The organism is Magnetospirillum gryphiswaldense MSR-1 v2 (assembly GCF_000513295.1).
GTDB lineage: Bacteria > Pseudomonadota > Alphaproteobacteria > Rhodospirillales > Magnetospirillaceae > Magnetospirillum > Magnetospirillum gryphiswaldense.
Genome location: NC_023065.1, coordinates 2,881,624 through 2,898,432 on the forward strand (window position 1 = coordinate 2,881,624; position 16,809 = coordinate 2,898,432).

Sequence of the window (16,809 nt, forward strand, 5' to 3'; positions counted from 1 at the left end):
GGCCATGGGCGTCTCATGCCTCTATCGCGGTCAGGTCATGCACCATCGGCTTGATCCGGTCGGCCACCGCTTCGCCTACAGCGTGGTATCGCTGCTGGTGGACCTGGACGAATTGCCGCATCTGGGTCTGCGCCTGCTGTCGCACAACCGGGCCAATCTGTTTTCGCTCCATGATCGCGATCTGGGCGACGGCGGCGATCCCAAGGCCTGGATTGCCCGCCAATTGGCCGCCCACGGGCTGAAAGCCGACGGACCTATCCGGGTTCACCTGTTCCCGCGGGTGCTGGGCATGGGCTTCACCCCACTGACCACATGGTTCTGCCACCATTCCGACGGCGCCTTGGCGGCGGTGGTTTACGAGGTTCACAACACCTTCGGCGAGCGTCACGCCTATCTGGTGCCGGTTCAGCCGAGCGATAGCGGGCGCACCCTGACCCACCGGGCCGAGAAGTGCTTTCATGTCTCGCCGTTCATGGACCTGGGCGGAACCTATCGCTTCGCCCTGAAGCCGCCGGGCGACACCTATGCCCAGACCATCCGCGAAACCGCCGCCGGCGATGACCACACCATCATGGTGGCGAGCCATATGGGGCGGCGGCAGGAATTGACCGATTCCGCCCTGTTCCGCGCCGCTCTGGCGTATCCATTGCTGCCGGTGAAAATCGTCGGCGGCATCCATTTCGAGGCGCTGCGGCTGTGGCTGAAAGGGGTGCCGTTCTTCCGCAAGCCGGCCCCGCCCGTGGCCTCGGTGTCCATCTGCCAACAAGGGGATGCGTGATGAGTGCTCAAACCTTGCTCTTGCCGGTGCTGGCCGGCTCTGCCCACCTTTCCGAATCGGTGATTCTCGGCCTGCTTCGGCAACGCCTGCGCCAGGGGCGGCTGACCCTGACCCTGCCCTCGGGGCGGACGCATGTGCTTGAAGGCCCTGCCGCCGGTCCGCAGGCCGCCATGCACGTCCGCCGCCCGCGCATGGTGCGCCGGCTGCTGACCGGTGGGGCGGTCGGGCTGGGGGAATCCTACATGGATGGCGATTGGGACAGCCCCGACCTGACCGCCTTGCTGGAATTGGCCGACCTCAACGACCGCGCCCACGGCCAGACGCTGGACGGTCACCCGCTGGCCCGCCTGCTGCTGCGACTGTGGCATCACCGCCGCGACAACAGCCGGCGCGGCAGCCGCCGCAACATCGCCGCCCATTACGACCTGGGCAACGCCTTTTACGCCCCCTGGCTGGATGCCGGCATGACCTATTCGGCCGCCTTGTTCGCCACCCCGGATGACAGTCTGGAAGCGGCCCAGACCCGGAAATACCGGGCCCTGGCCGACGACATCGGCTTAAGGCCGGGCATGAGCGTGCTGGAGATCGGCTGCGGCTGGGGCGGTTTCGCCGAGATCGCCGCCCGTGACTATGGGGCCCGGGTGGTCGGACTGACCTTGTCGCGCGAACAGCACGACTGGGCCAATCGCCGCCTGAAGCAGGCCGGGCTGGCCGAGACGGTGGACATCCGCCTACAGGATTACCGCGACGTCCAGGGGCAATTCGACCGCATCGTCTCCATCGAGATGATCGAGGCGGTGGGGGAACGCTGGTGGCCCACCTACTTCTCGACCCTGCGCGAACGACTGAAAAGCGGCGGTAAGGCCGGCTTGCAGGCCATCACCATCGCCGACGACCGCTTCGACGATTATCGCGCTGGCTGCGACTTTATCCAGCGCCACGTCTTCCCCGGCGGCATGTTGCCCAGCCCGGCGGCGCTGCGACGCCAGGCCGAGATGGCCGGACTGGGCCTGACCACCACACGCTGCTTCGGCGCCGATTACGACCGCACCCTGGCACTGTGGCACCAGGCGTTCCAGGAGGCCTGGCCCGGCTTGCAGCCCTTGGGCTTCGACACCCGCTTCAAGCGTCTGTGGGAATTCTACATGGCCTATTGCCGGGCCGGCTTTCGCACCGACGCCATCGATGTGCGCCATCTGGTGCTGGACCGGCCATGAGCCCAGCCCGGCGCCACCTGCTCATCTATGGCCTGCCGGCGCTGCCGCTGGCGGCGCTGGGCATTCCGGTACACGTGCATCTGCCGACCTTTTATGCCGAACAGGTGGGGCTGGGACTGGCGGCCACCGGCTTGGCGTTGCTGGCGGCCCGGTTGTTCGACGCCGTCGCCGATCCGCTGGTCGGGTTGCTCAGCGACCACGGACGCCACCGCCGCAAGCTGTGGCTGGCCGCCAGCCTGCCCTTGCTGGCGGTGGCCGGCTGGCATCTGTTCCGGCCCGACGAGGGCGTCGGCTTCGGCTATCTGGCCCTGTGGTCGGGCCTGTTCCACCTGGGCCTGACCATGGCCCTGGTCGCCTATCAGGCTTGGGGCACCGAATTGTCGGACGATTATCATCAGCGCAGCGTGGTCGCCGGCTGGCGCGAGGCCTTCGCCCTGATCGGGGTGGTGACCGCCATCGCCTTGCCGGCCTTGCTGGCGTGGAGCAACGCCGACATTCTGGCCAAGCTGTTCCCGCCCGCCATGATCGTGTTGGTGCTGGCGGTGGCCGCCGCCGCGCTGTGGCTGCCGGAACAGCCGCCGCGTCCCGGTATCGGGTTCGGCGCCCTGGTGCCGCTGCTGGCCAACCGTCCGTTCCGCCGACTGATCGCGGCACAGACCATCAACGCCTTGGCCAACGCCCTGCCGGCCACCTTGTTCCTGCTTTTTGTCGGCGACCGCCTGGGCCGCGCCGACTTGGCCGGAGGACTGTTGATGGGCTATCTGCTGGCGGCGATCATCTCGGTGGCGCCGTGGCTGGCGGCGGCGCGGCGCTGGGGAAAACACCGGGCCTGGGCCGCGTCCCTGGCCTTGACCGCCCTGGCCTTCCTGCCCGCCCTGGCGCTGGGTTCGGGGGACTGGATGGTATTTGCCGTGATCTGCCTGTTGACCGGTTTCGGCCTGGGGGCGGATCTAGCCCTGCCGGCGTCCATGCTGGCCGACGTCATCGACGAACACGCGGCGGTCAGCGGCCAAGGCCATGCCGGCCTTTACGTGGCGCTGTGGAGTCTGGCCGCCAAACTGGCCCTGGCCGTCGCCGTGGGCCTGGCCTTTCCGCTGCTGCAATTGTCCGCTTTCGTCCCCGGATCGGGACAGGCCCCCTTTGCCCTGGCCCTGCTTTACGCCGGTGTGCCGGTCGCCTTGAAGCTGGCCGCCGCCGCCATGATCCATCGCTTTCCCCTCGATCGAGCCCGCCAGATCGAGTTGCGCCGGCGAATCACCCTGCTGCCGGAGGCCGCGCCATGACCAGATTTTTCGCCGTCACCTTGTCCGCCCTGTTGTTCCTGACCGGATGCTCGACCATGAAACCAGCCGACTTCGCGCAACGACAGCCGCCTTTGGTGCTGGAACAGTATTTCGCCGGCACCACCAAGGCATGGGGCCTGTTCGAGGATCGCTTCGGCACCGTCCGCCGCCAGTTCAGCGTCGATATCACCGGCGAATGGAACGGGCAGACGCTGGTTCTGGACGAGTTCTTCCGCTACGACGACGGCGAAACCGACCGCCGGATCTGGACCATCGACAAGCGGGCCGACGGAACCTATGCCGGACGGGCCGGGGACGTGGTCGGCACCGCCGACGGTCAAGCCGCCGGCAATGCCCTGAATTGGCGCTATGTCATGGATCTGAAGGTGGGCGACGGCACCTGGCGGGTGGCGTTCGACGATTGGATGTTCCTGCAAGGCGACGGGGTGATGATCAACCGTGCCCGCGTCAACAAATGGGGGGTGGAACTGGGGCAGGTGACGCTGTTCTTCGTCAAACCGGGGGTAACGCCAGGCGTGCCTTGACCAGCCGCAGCGCCGCACCCAGAACCGGCACCTGACCATAGACCTGGGCGCCGGCATCCCAATGGTCGCGATGCAGGGCAACGCGGCCATCGGCGGCGAAAGCCACCTCGCTCATCCCGGTCAGGTGGACGGCGCGGCCTCGGATCAGGGCGCTGAAATCCCAGCGCAAATAGCCGGCATGGCGGCCCAGGGCGCGGTCGGTGACGATGAAGCGAGGATTGCCGGTGGTGGCGAACATATGGGCCAACAACCGCTCCAACGCCTCCACCCCGATCAAGTCATTGAAGGGGTCGACGAAGCGGATGGTGGGAACGCACAAATCCCGCACCCGGTTGATACCGTCGGGGGTCAGTTCCTGCCAGAAATCGGCCCAGGCGTTCAGCATCCGGTCACCTTGCGCATCAAGGGAAAATACACCCGATCGGGCAGAATCCTTAACAGCTTCATGGCCAAGGCGAAGCGGCGGGGAAAGGCGATCTCGAAGCCGTTGCCGTCCAAGCCCCGCAAGACGTGATCGGCGGCGGTAGCGGGCGAGATGATGTCGGGCATGGCGAAGCTGTTGCGCCGTGTCAGCGGCGTGTCGACGAAGCCGGGATTGACCAGAGTGACCCGCACACCGCTGCCGGCGAGGTCCAATCGCAGCGATTCGGCCAGGGCGATGACCGCTGCCTTGCTTGCCGAATAGCCGGCGGCGGTGGGCAGGCCGCGATATCCGGCGACCGAGGCGACCAGGACCAGATGCCCGCGCCGGCGCTCCAGCATGGCTGGCAGCAAGGCCTCGAGGCAATGCACCGTTCCCATCAGGTTCACCTCCAGCAAGTGGCGGACGGTTTCTGCGTCGAAGGCCTGGGCCGGTGTCGGGCGGTGATCGCCGGCGCACAACACCGCCATGTCCACCGCCCCCATGGCCTTTACCGTCCTGGCCACCGCGTCGCGATCGGTCACGTCCACCGGCATGGGGCGGATGCGCCCCGGATACGACGCCGCCAAAGCAGCCAAGGGTTGCGGGCGGCGCCCGCTGGCCACCACGTCATTGCCCGTGGCGGCAAGCCGCTGCGCCAGGGCAGCGCCGATGCCTGATCCGGCGCCGGTGATCCATACACGCGCGGTCATGGCTTGCCCCCGATGACGGGACTGGGTTGGTAGGCGAAATTCGATCCCTTGTGGCGGAACCAAAGACCCGACCAGCGACCGCCGGCATCATAGTCGATGTCCAAATTCAGTTCCCCGGCCAGTCGCCACCGACCAAGGGCCAGCTTCTGGCGGTCGATGTCGAGCAGACGGCCGTACTGGCTATCCAAGAGCGGCCGGTCGGCGACCAGGGCGGGGTTCCAATAGCTGGTGGGCACCGTGTCCGGCGGCAGCAGGTGGCGGCCATCGGGGCCGTCCACCATCAGCCCGTCGGCGGTGGCACGGACGGTCACCGCCATGGCCTCACCGTCGTCATCGGTGCGACTGTCGAGCGCGATCAGCCGGTCGCCGCGCCAAACCTCGTTGGCATGATGGCGATAGGAATAAAGCGGGACGAAACCGAACGAGACATCCAGGGCAATGGATACGGTCACCGTGGTGTCCTCGCCCTGGCGCTGCACCTGGACGCGATGATGACCAATGGGCGTGCCGTCCCGCAACACGGTGAAAGACACGTCCTGGCTCGCCCACGCGGGTGGGGTCAGCGCCAGGATCAGAAACAGGACAGACATCGCCAATCTGGGCATGGGGGGTTCCTTCGCCGTTACACCCCCTGTTTACGTGGCACGCCCCGCTTTGGATCACCTAAAGGTTCAAGAATGGTGAGACCAGCCGCCCCACCAACCCGGTCAGCCGCAACGGCGCGTCGGTGACCGCCAGGCAGAGGCAATATCCGTCCCGGTCGGCGGTGGGGCGATGCACCACGCCATCGTCGGCACAGGCGATGTCGCCGGCCAGATAGTGACCGTTAAGGTCGCTGAACCCCCCTTGCAGCACCAAGGTCAGTTCGGTGCCGTCGTGGCCGTGTTCGGGTATGCGCAAACCGGGGGCGATGCGGTACAGCCGCGCCCGCGATCGCCCGCTTTGCAACACCAGCGCCTGTTCCAGCCCCTGGCCCAGCCGCTTCCACCGGACCCGGTCCAGGTCGCCACCCAGGCTTTGGCGCAAGGGCTGCGGCAGGATCGACCCCGGCGCGGGCGGCGGCAGGCTGACCGGAACGGCGGGTGCGGGCTCGTCAAGCCGGGCCAGCACCGCGTCAAGCAGGCCGAGGGCAGTGTCCGTGGGCGGCAAGTCGTCGAGCAAGACGCCGCCCACCGCCTCGGCCCGCGCCACCTCGTCGCGGCAGCGGGGGCACAGGGTCAGATGGCTGGCCACCAGCAATGCCATGGCCTGATCCAGCGAGCCCGCGGCATAAGCCAGCAACACGTCGTCGATGGGGTGGAAACTGGCACTCATCTGACATCGTCTCCCAATGCCGCGCGCAGGCGGCTCATGGCCAAACGCAGACGCGACTTCACGGTCCCAAGCGGAATGCCCAGCCGGTCGGCGATCTCGACATGGGGGCATTCTTCATAAAAAGACAATTCCACCACCTTTGCCTGATCCCCCGGCAGGGTATGCAAGGCCTGGCGCAGTCGCTCCCCCGATTGGCGGGTCGCCAAAGCGTCATCGGCGCCGGCGCGATCATCCACCACCAAAAGCGGGTCGGCGGGATCGACTTCAGGCCGCCCCTCGCGCCGAAAGCGGTCGATGCGCAGGTTGCGGGCGATGGTGAAAATCCATGTTCCCGCCGACGCCTTGGCCGGATCGAAAACCTCGGCCTTGCGCCACACCGTCAGCATGGCTTCCTGCACCAGATCGTCAGCCACGGCACCGTCGCTGCCCAGCTTGCGCATATAGGTCTTCAGCCTGGGGGCGTAATACTGGAACAGTTTGGCGAAGGCCTGACGGTCGCGGTCACGCCCGACGCAGAGCAGCCAATGGGACAGGACGTGGTTTTCGGGCGTTATCGCTTCGTCCTGCACCATTCCTCCTGCCCACTTCCCCGCAATGCCCGCCCGATCCCAAGCAGTGGGCCAATCATCAGCGGGATGGGGCCGGAAATCCAGCGCCGATTACCCTCGGGCGTCTCGATGCCAGCGATCGGCCAGCACGCTGCCGGTGGCGGCGATTTCATAATCTTCGGCCATGCGGCGAAGCGCCGAGGCCGCCCCTTTGCGATCGTGGGCAATGGCCCGCAGGATGGCCGACAATTCACTGAGTTGGCGGGGAGAATCCGAGAACGAATGGGTCGCGGTAGCCATAAAATGTCTCCATTGCACGAGTATCTGAATGCAATACGCGTCCATCCCCGCCTTGGATCACCACAAAAGCAGATTTTAAAAAAAAGACACCCCCAGCCCCCAACCCAGCCCCGCCAGGACCGCCACGGACACCAGGGCCAGGGCGTGACCCAGGGCCGCGCCAACACCGTCGTGGCGGATCAGGGCCACCGACAAGACGATCACCGCCACGCCCGGCAACACGTTGCCGAAGGGGATGGGCAAGGCCATGATCACGCCCTGGACGATGATGGTCAACCAGGCGGCCAGGGGGACGGTCAGCACCGCCAGACGGGGCCGCGCCAGCTTTTCAAGCTTGCGCAAGAGGGGCAGAACCAGACGCAGGCCGACCCGCAACACTTTCGGCGGAATGCGACGGTGCGCCAACCCTTTGGGCAACGGGCGCAACGGGCGATCGAACACGCAATCCACGGCCAGCCAGACGATCAGTCCGCCACACACCGCACCCAGGGGTAGGCCGGGCGACGGTGCCATGCCCAGCACCGCCAGCAACGGAAACACCGCCAGCCTGCCGGTGTGGTGCAGGCGGGCGGCGGCTTCGGCGATGGTGGGGCCGTCCTGGCCGCCCATGCGGCGCAGGGCGGCCAGAGCCAAAGCCAAAGAGGCGGGCCGGGACGAAATCATGCCCCCGCCTTGGCCCGCGTCTTCCACAAGGACAAGGCGATGCCGGTGGCGATCAGGCTGAAGGTGACGCCCAAGGTGATGGCCGGGTCGGGCTTGCCCACCAACTGGGTCCAGAAAATCTTGCCGCCGATGAACACCAGGATCAGCGACAGGGCCAGCTTCAGATAGGCGAAGCGATGCACCATGGCGGCCAAGGCGAAGTAAAGCGCCCGCAGACCGAGAACGGCGAAGATGTTCGAGGTGTAAACCAGATAGGGATCGGTGGTGATGGCGAAGATGGCCGGCACGCTATCGACGGCGAACACCAGATCGGCCATTTCCACCAGAACCAGGGCCAGAAACAAGGGCGTCGCCCGCCATTCGTCCTGGTCGCGGGTAAAAAAGCGGTTGCCGGCCAAGGCGGGGCTGACATTCAGGCGGCGACGCAGCCAGCCCATCACCGGGCCGTGGGTGGGGTCGGCGTGGCCGTCGCTCTTGACCACCAGCATCTTGAGGCCGGTGAACACCAGGAACGCGCCGAACAGGTACAAAACCCAGGCGAAATTGGACACCAAGGCGGTGCCGAAGCCGATCATGATGCCGCGCAGCACGATGACGCCCAAGATACCCCAGAACAGCACGCGGTGCTGATAGGCGCGCGGAATGGCCAGACTGGCGAAGATCAGGGAAATGACGAAGACGTTGTCCAGCGACAAGGTCTTTTCCACCATGTACCCGGTCATCCAGGCCAGGCCGGACTCACGCCCCTGGGACTGCCATATCCAGGTGCCGAAAGCCAAGGCGACGGCGATATAGCCGGCGGACAGGGCCAGGCTTTCGGCGATGCCGATCTCGCGTTCCTTGCGGTGCAACACCCCCAGGTCCAAGGCCAGCAACACCACGACGATGCCAAGAAACAAAAGCCACAGCCAGGCATCAACGCCCAGCAACGGGGTGAACAGCAGAGCGTCCATGGGCTTGGCCTCCGCTTACTGGACCGAGGCCTGCTCGACGCAGGCGATCAGACGGTCGACCAGTTCGGCCCGGCCGATCCCCAGCGGCTCCAAGTCCGCCAGCAGCTTGCGCAGGATATCCTCGTCGCCCGCTTCCTCGAAATCGATGGTGACCAGGGCGCGGGCATAGGTGTCGGCGGCCTCGGCTTCAAGCCCCAGCTTGGTCGCGGCCCACAGGCCCAGCAGCTTGACGCCCTTGGTGCGGATCTTGAAGGCGCGTTCGTGGTCAAAAGCGATCCTGTCTTCACTGATCTTGCCAATGCAGTTCATGGTCCACTCCTGTTGCCTGGCCACAATGGCCGCTGAGCAGGAAATGGGGCGGAAACCGACCAGGAAAAGACGGATCAATATGATCGTATTGATAATTTATTTTTATCAATACCTGTGAAGGATCGGACAGCCGGCCCCCCTCTACCGTCGGCGATACAATCCCACACCGAACAGGCCCAGCCCGAGAACAAGAGCCACCCCGCTGACCATGGTCGGGATGGTGTAAGACGTGCTTTCCTGGGCCTGGACCGTTAAGCCGCCGATCTGGGCGACGTCGTGGGTCTGCTGGGTGGAAAACCTGGGAATCACCAGGAAAATTGCGCCGAGTACCGCCAGAAACAGCCCGAAAAGCGACAGCTTGTTCATCATCGGAGTCTCCCTCCCCCGCCGACGGATCGGGTGGGGTTTTTCAAGATGTGGCTGGCTGGGTTCCATCCCGATCGACTGCCGCCAGACGGGCAGCGTCCTGGTCATAATCGACGGCGAGCCGCTCCAGTTCGGTGGCGATCCCGTGGGAGGCCGACTCGCGGGCGAATTGGCGGCATTTCTCGGCCCGCTCTCGCAGGCGGGCGGCGCTCGCTCTGATCTGACTCATAGCCCCCCCTCGCGCCTTCCATGTCGGGCAACAGTACCGCCCCCGCCCGGTGCGGCGGCAGCATCGGAAACTACCTGTCTCGGCCACTCCGTTACTGGAGCAGCCGCGCCCGGATGCCCTGTAATTGCCGCCGGCGTTCGGCATCGGATTGCGGGTAGCTCATCTTCAGCCCCTTCAGGGTCTCGACGATGATCTTCGACACGATCAGCCGACTGGTCTGCTTGTCGTCGGCGGGGACCACGTACCACGGCGCCTCACGCGTGCTGGTCGCCTCCAGGCAGGCCTCGTAAGCGTTCATATAGGCGGGCCAGAACTTGCGTTCCTCGATATCGGCGACATTGAATTTCCAATGCTTGCGCGGATCATCAATGCGCTCGAGAAAGCGCTTGCGTTGTTCGTCCTGAGAAAGATGCAGGAATATCTTGATGATCTTGGTCCGGTTCAGGCCCAGATGCTTTTCCAGGTTCACGATCGAATGGTAACGGTCCCGCCAGACCGCCGCCTCGTCCTGTTTTCGACGGGGTGTGCCTTCGCCGTGCAGGATTTCCGGGTGAACCCGGGCAATCAGGACTTCCTCGTAATAGGAGCGGTTGAATATGCCGATCCGGCCCCGTTCCGGCAGGTCGCGCGTAGTCCGCCACAAAAAGTCGTGCTGTAATTCGGCCGGACTGGGATGCTTGAAGCTGAACACTTGGCAGCCCTGCGGATTGACGCCGGACATCACATGCTTGATGGCGCCGTCCTTGCCCGCTGCATCCATGGCCTGGAAGATCACCAGCAGGGCATGCTGATTGGCGGCGAACAGAAGCTGCTGCAACGCGCTTAGATGCGTCACGTGCTTTTCCAGGCGGGCCTGGTAATCGTCGGTGGAACCGCAGACCGGGTCGATACGGGTCGGCCATTGGTTCAGGTCGACACGGGTGCCGCCGGCCACGCGAAAGTCCTTGGGACTGATCTTCATCGCCACCCCTGAAAAAGGGCGCACGGAGCATACCGCGCCCCGTGCGCCTGTATACCATATTCCGGTGATCGGAACCGATCACCGACGCCCTCATGCGGCGGGCGCATCCCTCCGGGATGCTTGCCTCACGCGGCATAAGCCGCGCGGCGCTTTGCGCCTAACCAAGTCCCGATGAGTCGAGCTCATCGGGACTTGGTATTACCGGTTCATTTGCGGTCGTAACGACCGCGATATTCGCCGTCCTGGTGCTTGGTCAGCAATTGATCGGCCTGCTTTTTCTGCTCGGGGGTGAGGACGGCGTAAAGCGCCTCGACCTGCGGGATCAGTTGCTTCAAGCCGCTGGAATGCTGGTCGACCATGCATTGCATGAACTTCAGGTTTTCCACCACGTTCATGGTCTTGCCGCGCGCCATCATGTCGGCGCGGCTGACGCGCTCGGCCTGGGAGCCGGTGCGCAGATAGTCGAGACCGGCATCGAAGGTGGTGCCATCGTCAAGAATCAGCGTCAGTTCGCAACTGTGCTTGCCGCCATGCTTGAAGGCGTGATGAAGCTGCATCTGCCACCTGACCTGGTCCTTGGGCGCGACGAAGCGGGCGAATTGCGCCAACAGCAAATCCCGGCGCTCGGTCTTCAGCAAGGTGGCGGTGGTCAGGCTCAGTTCTTCGATCACCCCTGACTTGGCCAAGGTGACGTAGCCGACCGGAGCGAAATCGTAAAGGTCCAGATAACGGTCGCGGGACTGCACCAAGGCGGCCTGGGTCTGCCGCAGGGCGTCGTTCTGCATTTCCAGTTCGACCTGATGCACCTGGAGTTCATGCAGCAACTGCTCGGGCGACAAGGCGGGGGGCTTGGCCGATGCCCGGGCCAACGCCGTTTCCGCCTCGGCCCTCAGCCTCGGCATTGGGCCACCGGTTGCGGATGATTTCGGACGGGAGCTGGGGGCGGACGAAATCGATTTGTGCATGGTGCGCTGCTTTCCGGAAAGTTCACCCGATCCGCGACCAGGGCACGGATACAGCTCCTTATGCACAGAGCGCGCCGAACTCATAACCACTTGAAAGTAATTGATTTACCCGAGGCGCATCCATGAGGCTGTCAAATTTTCCGACAGTGCCGCCGGAACGGCTAACGGACGCGGAAGCGTGCCAGTTCAGCCCTCAGCCATTGGCTGCTGGTGACCAGCGGAGCATCGGTACAGCGCACTTGGTATGGTTGGCCGCTATCGGCGCTTTCGCTGGCGACAGTGCGGATGAAGTCCTCGGCGCTGCTGATCAGGACTTCCGCCTGCATCTGCTGGTACTTGTCGCTCAAATGGAAATGCGCCATGCCCGAGCTGTACCATGTGCCATCGCTGTTGAACTCGCATGAGGATTGGGCGATCCGGTCAAGCAGATGACTGATTTCCAACTGGGTTGTTGTCGTCATTCCGGCCCGGCCCACATGGCTCAGGCAAGGCAGCGCCAACAGCGTAGCGACCACAAGCGATAGTGTTTTCATGGCGGATCATCCGGCGACCGGTATGGCGTTCGGCGGCCGTGGCACCAGCTTGGGGGGAGTGCCATGGCCGCCGAACCGACGAAGCCGTAAACAGAGGTAGGGCGGGACTTCAGTTCACGGTCGACGTCTTAGTCTTCAGTCTCCGGTCTTGATCGCGTGCGTACGGGTGACCGGGGAGACGACTAATGCTTGAAGGATAAAAGCTTTCACCGGTGCCGAGACAGCATCGGAAACTACTCACCATCAACGGCCTGCGTGAGATCGTCGAACAGGTCGTCGACCGCCTCGACCCCCACCGACAACCGCAGCAGGTCGTCGGGAACCGGCGAGGATGGGCCTTCGATGCTGGCGCGGTGCTCGACCAAGCTTTCCACCCCGCCCAGCGACGTGGCCCGCTTCCACACCTTCAGCCGCCCAGTCACGGCCAGGGCGGCATCGCGACCACCAGCGATGCGGATCGACAGCATACCGCCGAAGCCGCCGCGCATCTGCCGCCGCGCCAGATCGTGGCCGGGGAAAGTGGGCAGGCCGGGATACAGCACATCGGTGATTTGGGGCAAGGCTTGCAGCCGCTCGGCCAGACTTTGGGCGCTGGCGCATTGCCAGCGGACACGGGGGAACAAGGTGCGCAGGCCGCGTTGCAGCAACCACGCCTCGAAGGTGCCAAGGATGCCGCCATTCTGCCCCAGCACCGTCTTGACGCGGGTCCAGTATTCATCGACCTGGGCCGTGGTCAGGGTTCCGGCGACCACGTCGGAATGGCCGTTCAGGTATTTGGTCGCCGAATGCATGACCAGATCGGCCCCCAATTCCAGCGGACGGGTCAGCACCGGGGTGGCGATGGTGGAATCCACCGCCAGCCGGGCGCCGGCGGCATGGGCCAGTTCGGCCATGGCGGCGATGTCGGTCACCGACCACAGCGGGTTGGCCGGACTTTCCACCCACACCAATTTGGTCTTGCCGGGGCGCAGGGCGGTGGCGACGGCCCCCAGATCGGTGGTGTCGACCAGTTCCACCACCAGCCCCCAATCGCTGGCGAAGCCCAACAACCACGACCGCAGCGCCCAGTACATCACCTTGGGCGCCAGCACGTGATCACCAGGCTGCAAGGCCAGGAAAGCAGCGGTGGCGGCGGCCATGCCGGAGGCGAACAGCAAGGTGGCGGCGCCGCCTTCCAGCGCGTTCAGGGTGTGGGCGGCGCTGTCGTAGGTGGGGTTGTCGGCGCGGGCATAGACGCGGCCACGGGGATAGCCGCCGTCGGCCTCGCGTTCATAGGTGGTGGAGGGATGGAGCGGCGGGATCAACGCCCCCGTCGCCGCATCCACCACGCCCAAGGCTTGGGCGGCCAGGGTTTCCGGCCGCCCGTGTTTGACCTCAGCCATTGGTCTTGACCGTCAGCTCCAGCTTGGGCGGTTTGGCCAGGGTCTGGAACACCACGCAATAGCGTTCGGTCAGCTTGGTCAGGCTGTCGATGCGGTCCTGCGGCTCGCTGGTTTCCAGGGCGAAGGTCAGGCGGATATCGCGAAAGCCGACGGGGGCGTCCTTGGCCACCCCCAAGGTGCCGCGGAAATCCAGATCGCCCTCGGCCGAGACGGTGCCGCCCTTGAGCTCGAAACCGATGGCGGTGGCCACCGCCTTCAAGGTGACGCCGGCACAGGCCACCAGGGCTTCCAGCAGCATGTCGCCGGAACAGGCCTGCATGCCGTTGCCGCCGGTGGCCGGGTGCAGACCGGCCTCGACCAGGGCGCGACCGGTGTCGACCTTGCAGGCGATACCTTCGCCGTCCAGTTCGCCCTTGGCCTTCAAGGTGATCACCGCGGTTTCCGGATCGACCTTGTAGCGGTCCTTGATGGGGGTTTGCAGGGCGCGCAATTCGTCGGCGTTCATGGATTAGGACCTCCAGTTGGGTTCAGCTGTTGTCGCGGCGACGTTGGACGATGTCGTCCACCACTTGTGGATCGGCCAGGGTGGATGTGTCACCGAAATTATCATAATCCCCCGCCGCCACCTTGGTCAGGATACGGCGCAGGATTTTGCCGGCCCGGTTCTTGGGCAGGGCCGGCGCCCATTGAATGGCGTCCGGGGTGGCGATGGGACCGATGCGGGTGCGCACCGCTTCGATGATTTCCCGGCGCAGTGCGTCGCTTTCGGCGAAACCTTCCTTCAAGGTGACATAGGCGAACACGCCCTGGCCCTTGATGTCGTGCGGATAGCCGACCACCGCCGATTCGGCCACCGCCGGATGGGACGAGATGGCGCTTTCCAGTTCCACCGTGCCCAGGCGATGGCCCGAGACGTTGATGACGTCGTCGACGCGGCCCATGATGCGGTAATAGCCGTCCTCGTCGCGACTGCCGCCGTCGCCGGTAAAATAGCGACCGGGATAGGGGGCGAAATAGGTCCGCACGAAGCGGTCGTGATCATGCAAGATGGTGCGCGCCTGCCCCGGCCACGACCCGGCGAAGCACATATTGCCTTGGCCCGGCCCATCCAGCGTGTTGCCGTGGGCATCGACCAACTCGGGCCGAATGCCGAAATAGGGCTTGGCGGCATGGCCGGGTTTGTTGGGTGTGGCGCCGGGGATGGGCACCAGCAGCACGGCCCCGGTCTCGGTCTGCCAATAGGTATCGACGATGGGGCAGCGTCCGCCGCCGATGACCCGGTGGAACCACAGCCAGGCTTCCGGGTTGATGGGTTCGCCCACCGAGCCCAGCACCCGCAGGGACGACAGATCATGGCGGGAAACCGGGGCCTCGCCCTCGCGCATCAGCGAGCGGATGGCGGTGGGGGCGGTATAGAAGATGTTGACCTTATGCTTGGCGATGATCGACCACCAGCGCGACACGTCGGGCCAGGTGGGCACCCCCTCGAACAGCACGCTGGTGGCGCCGTTGAGCAGCGGACCATAGACCTTGTAGGTGTGGGCGGTGACCCAACCCACATCGGCGGTGCACCAGAAGACATCGTTTTCGTGCCAGTCGAAGATCGTCCGCCACGACGTGCCGGCATGGACCAGATAGCCGCCGGTGGTGTGCACCAAACCCTTGGGCTTGCCGGTGGAGCCCGAGGTGTAAAGGATGAACAGCGGGTCTTCGGCCCCCACCTCCACCGGCTCGCACCAGGGGGCGGCGGCGTCCAGCACCGCGTCGTACCAATGGTCGCGACCGGGGGTGAAGGGAACATCGGCGCCGCTGCGCCGCACCACCACCACCGAATGCACCTGTTTCTGACTGTTCAAGGCCCGATCGGCATTGACCTTCAACGGCACGGCGCGCCCGCCGCGCTTGCCCTCGTCGGCGGTGATCAGCACCTTGGCCCCGGCATCATGGATGCGATCGGCCAGAGCCTCGGCGGAAAAGCCGCTGAACACCACCGAATGCACCGCCCCCAGACGCACGCAGGCCAGCATGGCGACGAAGGCCTCGGGGATCACCGGCAGATAGATGGTAACCACGTCGCCCTTGGCCACCCCCAGCCCCTTCAGCACGTTGGCCAACCGGTTGACGCGGTCGGACAACTCGCCCCAGGTCACTACCCGGCTTTCTTCGACGCCGTCGCCTTCCCACAAGAGAGCCGGCTGGTCGGCCTTGGCCGGCAGATGGCGATCCAGGGCGTTGACCGAGGCGTTCAAGCTGCCGTCGGCGAACCAGCGGATGCGCAGGTCGTCAGGGTCGAACTTGGTGTCGCTGACTTGGCTGAACGGACGCATCCAATCGAGGAAGCCGGCCTGATCACGCCAGAATTCGTCAGGATTCTCGATGGAGCGGGCGTAGACGCGGGCATAGGTGTCGGCGTCCACATGGGCGTGTTCGGCAAAACCGGCGGGAACGGGAAAGACCTGGGACATGGGGAACTCGGGTGAAAATGTACGGTCCAACAAGTGTATCCCGCCGCCAATTTAACACAACAGCAGCAGACATGCGCTGAATGCAGGCGCTTATTCACGCACAATATGTGTTCTATATGGCAGCGGCGGGGAAGGTCTCGTCGCCGGTGGGCTTACGGCTGGCATGGTCCAGTTCGGCCAACAGCTTGTATTTCCACGCCAGGAACTCGGGGTCCAGGCGGTCGCGCGGGCGGGCCAGGGGCGGCGTCACCTCGGCCCGGATACGTCCCGGATTAGGTTGCATGACGACGATGCGGTCGGCCAGGAACAGCGCTTCCTCGATGTCGTGGGTCACCAGGATCATGGTCGGGCGGTCATAGGCCCACAAATCCAGCAGGTGTTCCTGCAAATCGCCGCGAGTCAGGGCGTCCAGGGCCGAGAACGGCTCATCCAGCAGCAGCACCTTGGGCCGACCGACCAAGGCGCGGGCCAGGGCGACGCGCTGGGCTTGGCCGCCCGACAACTCGCGCGGCCAATGCCCGGCATGGGAGGCCAGACCGACCCGGGCCAAAGCCTCGGACACCCGAACCTTGCGTTCGGCGACGGGCAGATGGCGGATGCCGAAGGAAACGTTGTCATCGATGGACAGCCACGGCATCAGCCTGGGTTCCTGGAACACCATGCCGATTTCTTCCCGCGGCGCGGCGATGGCGGTGCCGTCCAAAGAGATCGTGCCCGAACTGGGACTGTCCAGGCCCGAGATCAGCCGCAAGGCCGTGCTTTTGCCACAGCCCGAACCGCCGACGATGGCCAGGATCTCGCCCTGGGCCACGTGCAGATCCAGGCCGGCCAGGGCCAGCAGGCCGTTGGGATAGCGCTTGGAGGCGCCGGAAATATCGAGCATAG

The 16,809-nt window shown here is 65.1% G+C and carries 22 protein-coding genes; 4 read left to right on the forward strand and 18 right to left on the reverse strand.

Going from position 1 to position 16,809, the window contains the following annotated elements; all coding sequences use genetic code 11:
• The first annotated feature begins 4 nt into the window (after positions 1-4).
• From MGMSRV2_RS13615 to MGMSRV2_RS13630, 4 genes are read left to right on the forward strand one after another with little or no spacing between them, the layout of a single operon-like run.
• Positions 5-778 (forward strand): DUF1365 domain-containing protein, encoded by a 774-nt coding sequence (locus MGMSRV2_RS13615; RefSeq protein WP_041633638.1) that lies wholly within the window; start codon positions 5-7, stop codon positions 776-778.
• Positions 778-1,995 (forward strand): SAM-dependent methyltransferase, encoded by a 1,218-nt coding sequence (locus MGMSRV2_RS13620; RefSeq protein WP_024080943.1) that lies wholly within the window; start codon positions 778-780, stop codon positions 1,993-1,995. Before MGMSRV2_RS13615 ends, MGMSRV2_RS13620 begins: the two co-directional genes overlap by 1 nt.
• Entirely contained in the window at positions 1,992-3,278 is a 1,287-nt protein-coding gene (locus MGMSRV2_RS13625; protein ID WP_024080944.1) for an MFS transporter, read from the forward strand. Before MGMSRV2_RS13620 ends, MGMSRV2_RS13625 begins: the two co-directional genes overlap by 4 nt.
• Positions 3,275-3,823 carry a DUF3833 domain-containing protein gene (locus MGMSRV2_RS13630; RefSeq protein WP_024080945.1) on the forward strand — a complete coding sequence of 183 codons (549 nt, stop codon included), beginning with the start codon at positions 3,275-3,277 and terminating at the stop codon, positions 3,821-3,823. Before MGMSRV2_RS13625 ends, MGMSRV2_RS13630 begins: the two co-directional genes overlap by 4 nt.
• Here the strand turns inward: MGMSRV2_RS13630 and MGMSRV2_RS13635 are convergent.
• The 18 genes from MGMSRV2_RS13635 to MGMSRV2_RS13720 all read right to left on the reverse strand — a co-directional run bounded on the left by MGMSRV2_RS13635 (position 3,792) and on the right by MGMSRV2_RS13720 (position 16,807).
• Positions 3,792-4,208: a nuclear transport factor 2 family protein gene (locus tag MGMSRV2_RS13635; RefSeq protein WP_024080946.1), complete on the reverse strand. Its 417-nt coding sequence runs from the start codon at positions 4,206-4,208 to the stop codon at positions 3,792-3,794. The two genes, MGMSRV2_RS13630 and MGMSRV2_RS13635, sit on opposite strands and share 32 nt — an antisense overlap.
• Positions 4,202-4,936 carry an SDR family NAD(P)-dependent oxidoreductase gene (locus MGMSRV2_RS13640; RefSeq protein WP_024080947.1) on the reverse strand — a complete coding sequence of 245 codons (735 nt, stop codon included), beginning with the start codon at positions 4,934-4,936 and terminating at the stop codon, positions 4,202-4,204. The genes MGMSRV2_RS13635 and MGMSRV2_RS13640 overlap by 7 nt, the downstream gene beginning before the upstream one ends.
• Positions 4,933-5,541 (reverse strand): DUF6134 family protein, encoded by a 609-nt coding sequence (locus MGMSRV2_RS13645; protein ID WP_024080948.1) that lies wholly within the window; start codon positions 5,539-5,541, stop codon positions 4,933-4,935. The genes MGMSRV2_RS13640 and MGMSRV2_RS13645 overlap by 4 nt, the downstream gene beginning before the upstream one ends.
• A 58-nt stretch (positions 5,542-5,599) precedes the next feature.
• Positions 5,600-6,250, reverse strand: a complete 651-nt coding sequence (locus MGMSRV2_RS13650) for a ChrR family anti-sigma-E factor (RefSeq protein WP_024080949.1) — start codon at positions 6,248-6,250, stop codon at positions 5,600-5,602.
• Complete coding sequence (locus MGMSRV2_RS13655; protein ID WP_024080950.1) at positions 6,247-6,822, reverse strand: sigma-70 family RNA polymerase sigma factor; 576 nt, start codon at positions 6,820-6,822, stop codon at positions 6,247-6,249. The genes MGMSRV2_RS13650 and MGMSRV2_RS13655 overlap by 4 nt, the downstream gene beginning before the upstream one ends.
• Positions 6,823-6,909: 87 nt before the next feature.
• Entirely contained in the window at positions 6,910-7,098 is a 189-nt protein-coding gene (locus MGMSRV2_RS13660; RefSeq protein ID WP_024080951.1) for a hypothetical protein, read from the reverse strand.
• A gap of 75 nt (positions 7,099-7,173) precedes the next feature.
• Positions 7,174-7,761 carry an exopolysaccharide biosynthesis protein gene (locus MGMSRV2_RS13665; RefSeq protein WP_024080952.1) on the reverse strand — a complete coding sequence of 196 codons (588 nt, stop codon included), beginning with the start codon at positions 7,759-7,761 and terminating at the stop codon, positions 7,174-7,176.
• The gene (locus MGMSRV2_RS13670) at positions 7,758-8,714 is read right to left on the reverse strand and encodes a TerC family protein (RefSeq protein ID WP_024080953.1); all 957 of its coding nucleotides are present in this window, start codon (positions 8,712-8,714) and stop codon (positions 7,758-7,760) included. Before MGMSRV2_RS13670 ends, MGMSRV2_RS13665 begins: the two co-directional genes overlap by 4 nt.
• A gap of 15 nt (positions 8,715-8,729) precedes the next feature.
• On the reverse strand, positions 8,730-9,023 hold the full coding sequence (locus tag MGMSRV2_RS13675) for a DUF1476 domain-containing protein (protein WP_024080954.1): 294 nt from the start codon (positions 9,021-9,023) through the stop codon (positions 8,730-8,732).
• A 141-nt stretch (positions 9,024-9,164) separates the two neighbouring features.
• On the reverse strand, positions 9,165-9,392 hold the full coding sequence (locus MGMSRV2_RS13680) for a hypothetical protein (protein WP_024080955.1): 228 nt from the start codon (positions 9,390-9,392) through the stop codon (positions 9,165-9,167).
• A 40-nt stretch (positions 9,393-9,432) separates the two neighbouring features.
• Positions 9,433-9,618 carry a hypothetical protein gene (locus tag MGMSRV2_RS13685; protein ID WP_024080956.1) on the reverse strand — a complete coding sequence of 62 codons (186 nt, stop codon included), beginning with the start codon at positions 9,616-9,618 and terminating at the stop codon, positions 9,433-9,435.
• A gap of 91 nt (positions 9,619-9,709) precedes the next feature.
• Positions 9,710-10,579, reverse strand: coding sequence for an ADP-polyphosphate phosphotransferase (locus tag MGMSRV2_RS13690; RefSeq protein ID WP_024080957.1), 870 nt, complete (start codon positions 10,577-10,579; stop codon positions 9,710-9,712).
• A 206-nt stretch (positions 10,580-10,785) separates the two neighbouring features.
• Positions 10,786-11,481 carry a Spy/CpxP family protein refolding chaperone gene (locus MGMSRV2_RS13695; protein WP_024080958.1) on the reverse strand — a complete coding sequence of 232 codons (696 nt, stop codon included), beginning with the start codon at positions 11,479-11,481 and terminating at the stop codon, positions 10,786-10,788.
• A gap of 224 nt (positions 11,482-11,705) precedes the next feature.
• Entirely contained in the window at positions 11,706-12,077 is a 372-nt protein-coding gene (locus MGMSRV2_RS13700; protein ID WP_024080960.1) for a YfeK family protein, read from the reverse strand.
• Positions 12,078-12,310: 233 nt separating this feature from the next.
• Positions 12,311-13,459, reverse strand: a complete 1,149-nt coding sequence (locus MGMSRV2_RS13705) for a trans-sulfuration enzyme family protein (RefSeq protein WP_024080961.1) — start codon at positions 13,457-13,459, stop codon at positions 12,311-12,313.
• Entirely contained in the window at positions 13,452-13,964 is a 513-nt protein-coding gene (locus MGMSRV2_RS13710) for an OsmC family protein (protein WP_024080962.1), read from the reverse strand. Before MGMSRV2_RS13710 ends, MGMSRV2_RS13705 begins: the two co-directional genes overlap by 8 nt.
• A gap of 22 nt (positions 13,965-13,986) precedes the next feature.
• Positions 13,987-15,924, reverse strand: a complete 1,938-nt coding sequence (acs, locus tag MGMSRV2_RS13715; RefSeq protein WP_024080963.1) for an acetate--CoA ligase — start codon at positions 15,922-15,924, stop codon at positions 13,987-13,989.
• A gap of 112 nt (positions 15,925-16,036) precedes the next feature.
• Positions 16,037-16,807, reverse strand: a complete 771-nt coding sequence (locus MGMSRV2_RS13720) for an ABC transporter ATP-binding protein (RefSeq protein ID WP_024080964.1) — start codon at positions 16,805-16,807, stop codon at positions 16,037-16,039.
• Positions 16,808-16,809 lie beyond the last annotated feature (2 nt).

Excerpts from the sequence above, each read along its gene's own strand:
- MGMSRV2_RS13615 (WP_041633638.1), top strand. The coding sequence starts at position 5 with ATGGGCGTCTCATGCCTCTATCGCGGTCAGGTCATGCACCATCGGCTT.
- MGMSRV2_RS13620 (WP_024080943.1), top strand. The coding sequence starts at position 778 with ATGAGTGCTCAAACCTTGCTCTTGCCGGTGCTGGCCGGCTCTGCCCAC.
- MGMSRV2_RS13625 (WP_024080944.1), top strand. The coding sequence starts at position 1,992 with ATGAGCCCAGCCCGGCGCCACCTGCTCATCTATGGCCTGCCGGCGCTG.
- MGMSRV2_RS13630 (WP_024080945.1), top strand. The coding sequence starts at position 3,275 with ATGACCAGATTTTTCGCCGTCACCTTGTCCGCCCTGTTGTTCCTGACC.
- MGMSRV2_RS13635 (WP_024080946.1), bottom strand. The coding sequence starts at position 4,208 with ATGCTGAACGCCTGGGCCGATTTCTGGCAGGAACTGACCCCCGACGGT.
- MGMSRV2_RS13640 (WP_024080947.1), bottom strand. The coding sequence starts at position 4,936 with ATGACCGCGCGTGTATGGATCACCGGCGCCGGATCAGGCATCGGCGCT.
- MGMSRV2_RS13645 (WP_024080948.1), bottom strand. The coding sequence starts at position 5,541 with ATGCCCAGATTGGCGATGTCTGTCCTGTTTCTGATCCTGGCGCTGACC.
- MGMSRV2_RS13650 (WP_024080949.1), bottom strand. The coding sequence starts at position 6,250 with ATGAGTGCCAGTTTCCACCCCATCGACGACGTGTTGCTGGCTTATGCC.
- MGMSRV2_RS13655 (WP_024080950.1), bottom strand. The coding sequence starts at position 6,822 with ATGGTGCAGGACGAAGCGATAACGCCCGAAAACCACGTCCTGTCCCAT.
- MGMSRV2_RS13660 (WP_024080951.1), bottom strand. The coding sequence starts at position 7,098 with ATGGCTACCGCGACCCATTCGTTCTCGGATTCTCCCCGCCAACTCAGT.
- MGMSRV2_RS13665 (WP_024080952.1), bottom strand. The coding sequence starts at position 7,761 with ATGATTTCGTCCCGGCCCGCCTCTTTGGCTTTGGCTCTGGCCGCCCTG.
- MGMSRV2_RS13670 (WP_024080953.1), bottom strand. The coding sequence starts at position 8,714 with ATGGACGCTCTGCTGTTCACCCCGTTGCTGGGCGTTGATGCCTGGCTG.
- MGMSRV2_RS13675 (WP_024080954.1), bottom strand. The coding sequence starts at position 9,023 with ATGAACTGCATTGGCAAGATCAGTGAAGACAGGATCGCTTTTGACCAC.
- MGMSRV2_RS13680 (WP_024080955.1), bottom strand. The coding sequence starts at position 9,392 with ATGATGAACAAGCTGTCGCTTTTCGGGCTGTTTCTGGCGGTACTCGGC.
- MGMSRV2_RS13685 (WP_024080956.1), bottom strand. The coding sequence starts at position 9,618 with ATGAGTCAGATCAGAGCGAGCGCCGCCCGCCTGCGAGAGCGGGCCGAG.
- MGMSRV2_RS13690 (WP_024080957.1), bottom strand. The coding sequence starts at position 10,579 with ATGAAGATCAGTCCCAAGGACTTTCGCGTGGCCGGCGGCACCCGTGTC.
- MGMSRV2_RS13695 (WP_024080958.1), bottom strand. The coding sequence starts at position 11,481 with ATGCCGAGGCTGAGGGCCGAGGCGGAAACGGCGTTGGCCCGGGCATCG.
- MGMSRV2_RS13700 (WP_024080960.1), bottom strand. The coding sequence starts at position 12,077 with ATGAAAACACTATCGCTTGTGGTCGCTACGCTGTTGGCGCTGCCTTGC.
- MGMSRV2_RS13705 (WP_024080961.1), bottom strand. The coding sequence starts at position 13,459 with ATGGCTGAGGTCAAACACGGGCGGCCGGAAACCCTGGCCGCCCAAGCC.
- MGMSRV2_RS13710 (WP_024080962.1), bottom strand. The coding sequence starts at position 13,964 with ATGAACGCCGACGAATTGCGCGCCCTGCAAACCCCCATCAAGGACCGC.
- acs (WP_024080963.1), bottom strand. The coding sequence starts at position 15,924 with ATGTCCCAGGTCTTTCCCGTTCCCGCCGGTTTTGCCGAACACGCCCAT.
- MGMSRV2_RS13720 (WP_024080964.1), bottom strand. The coding sequence starts at position 16,807 with ATGCTCGATATTTCCGGCGCCTCCAAGCGCTATCCCAACGGCCTGCTG.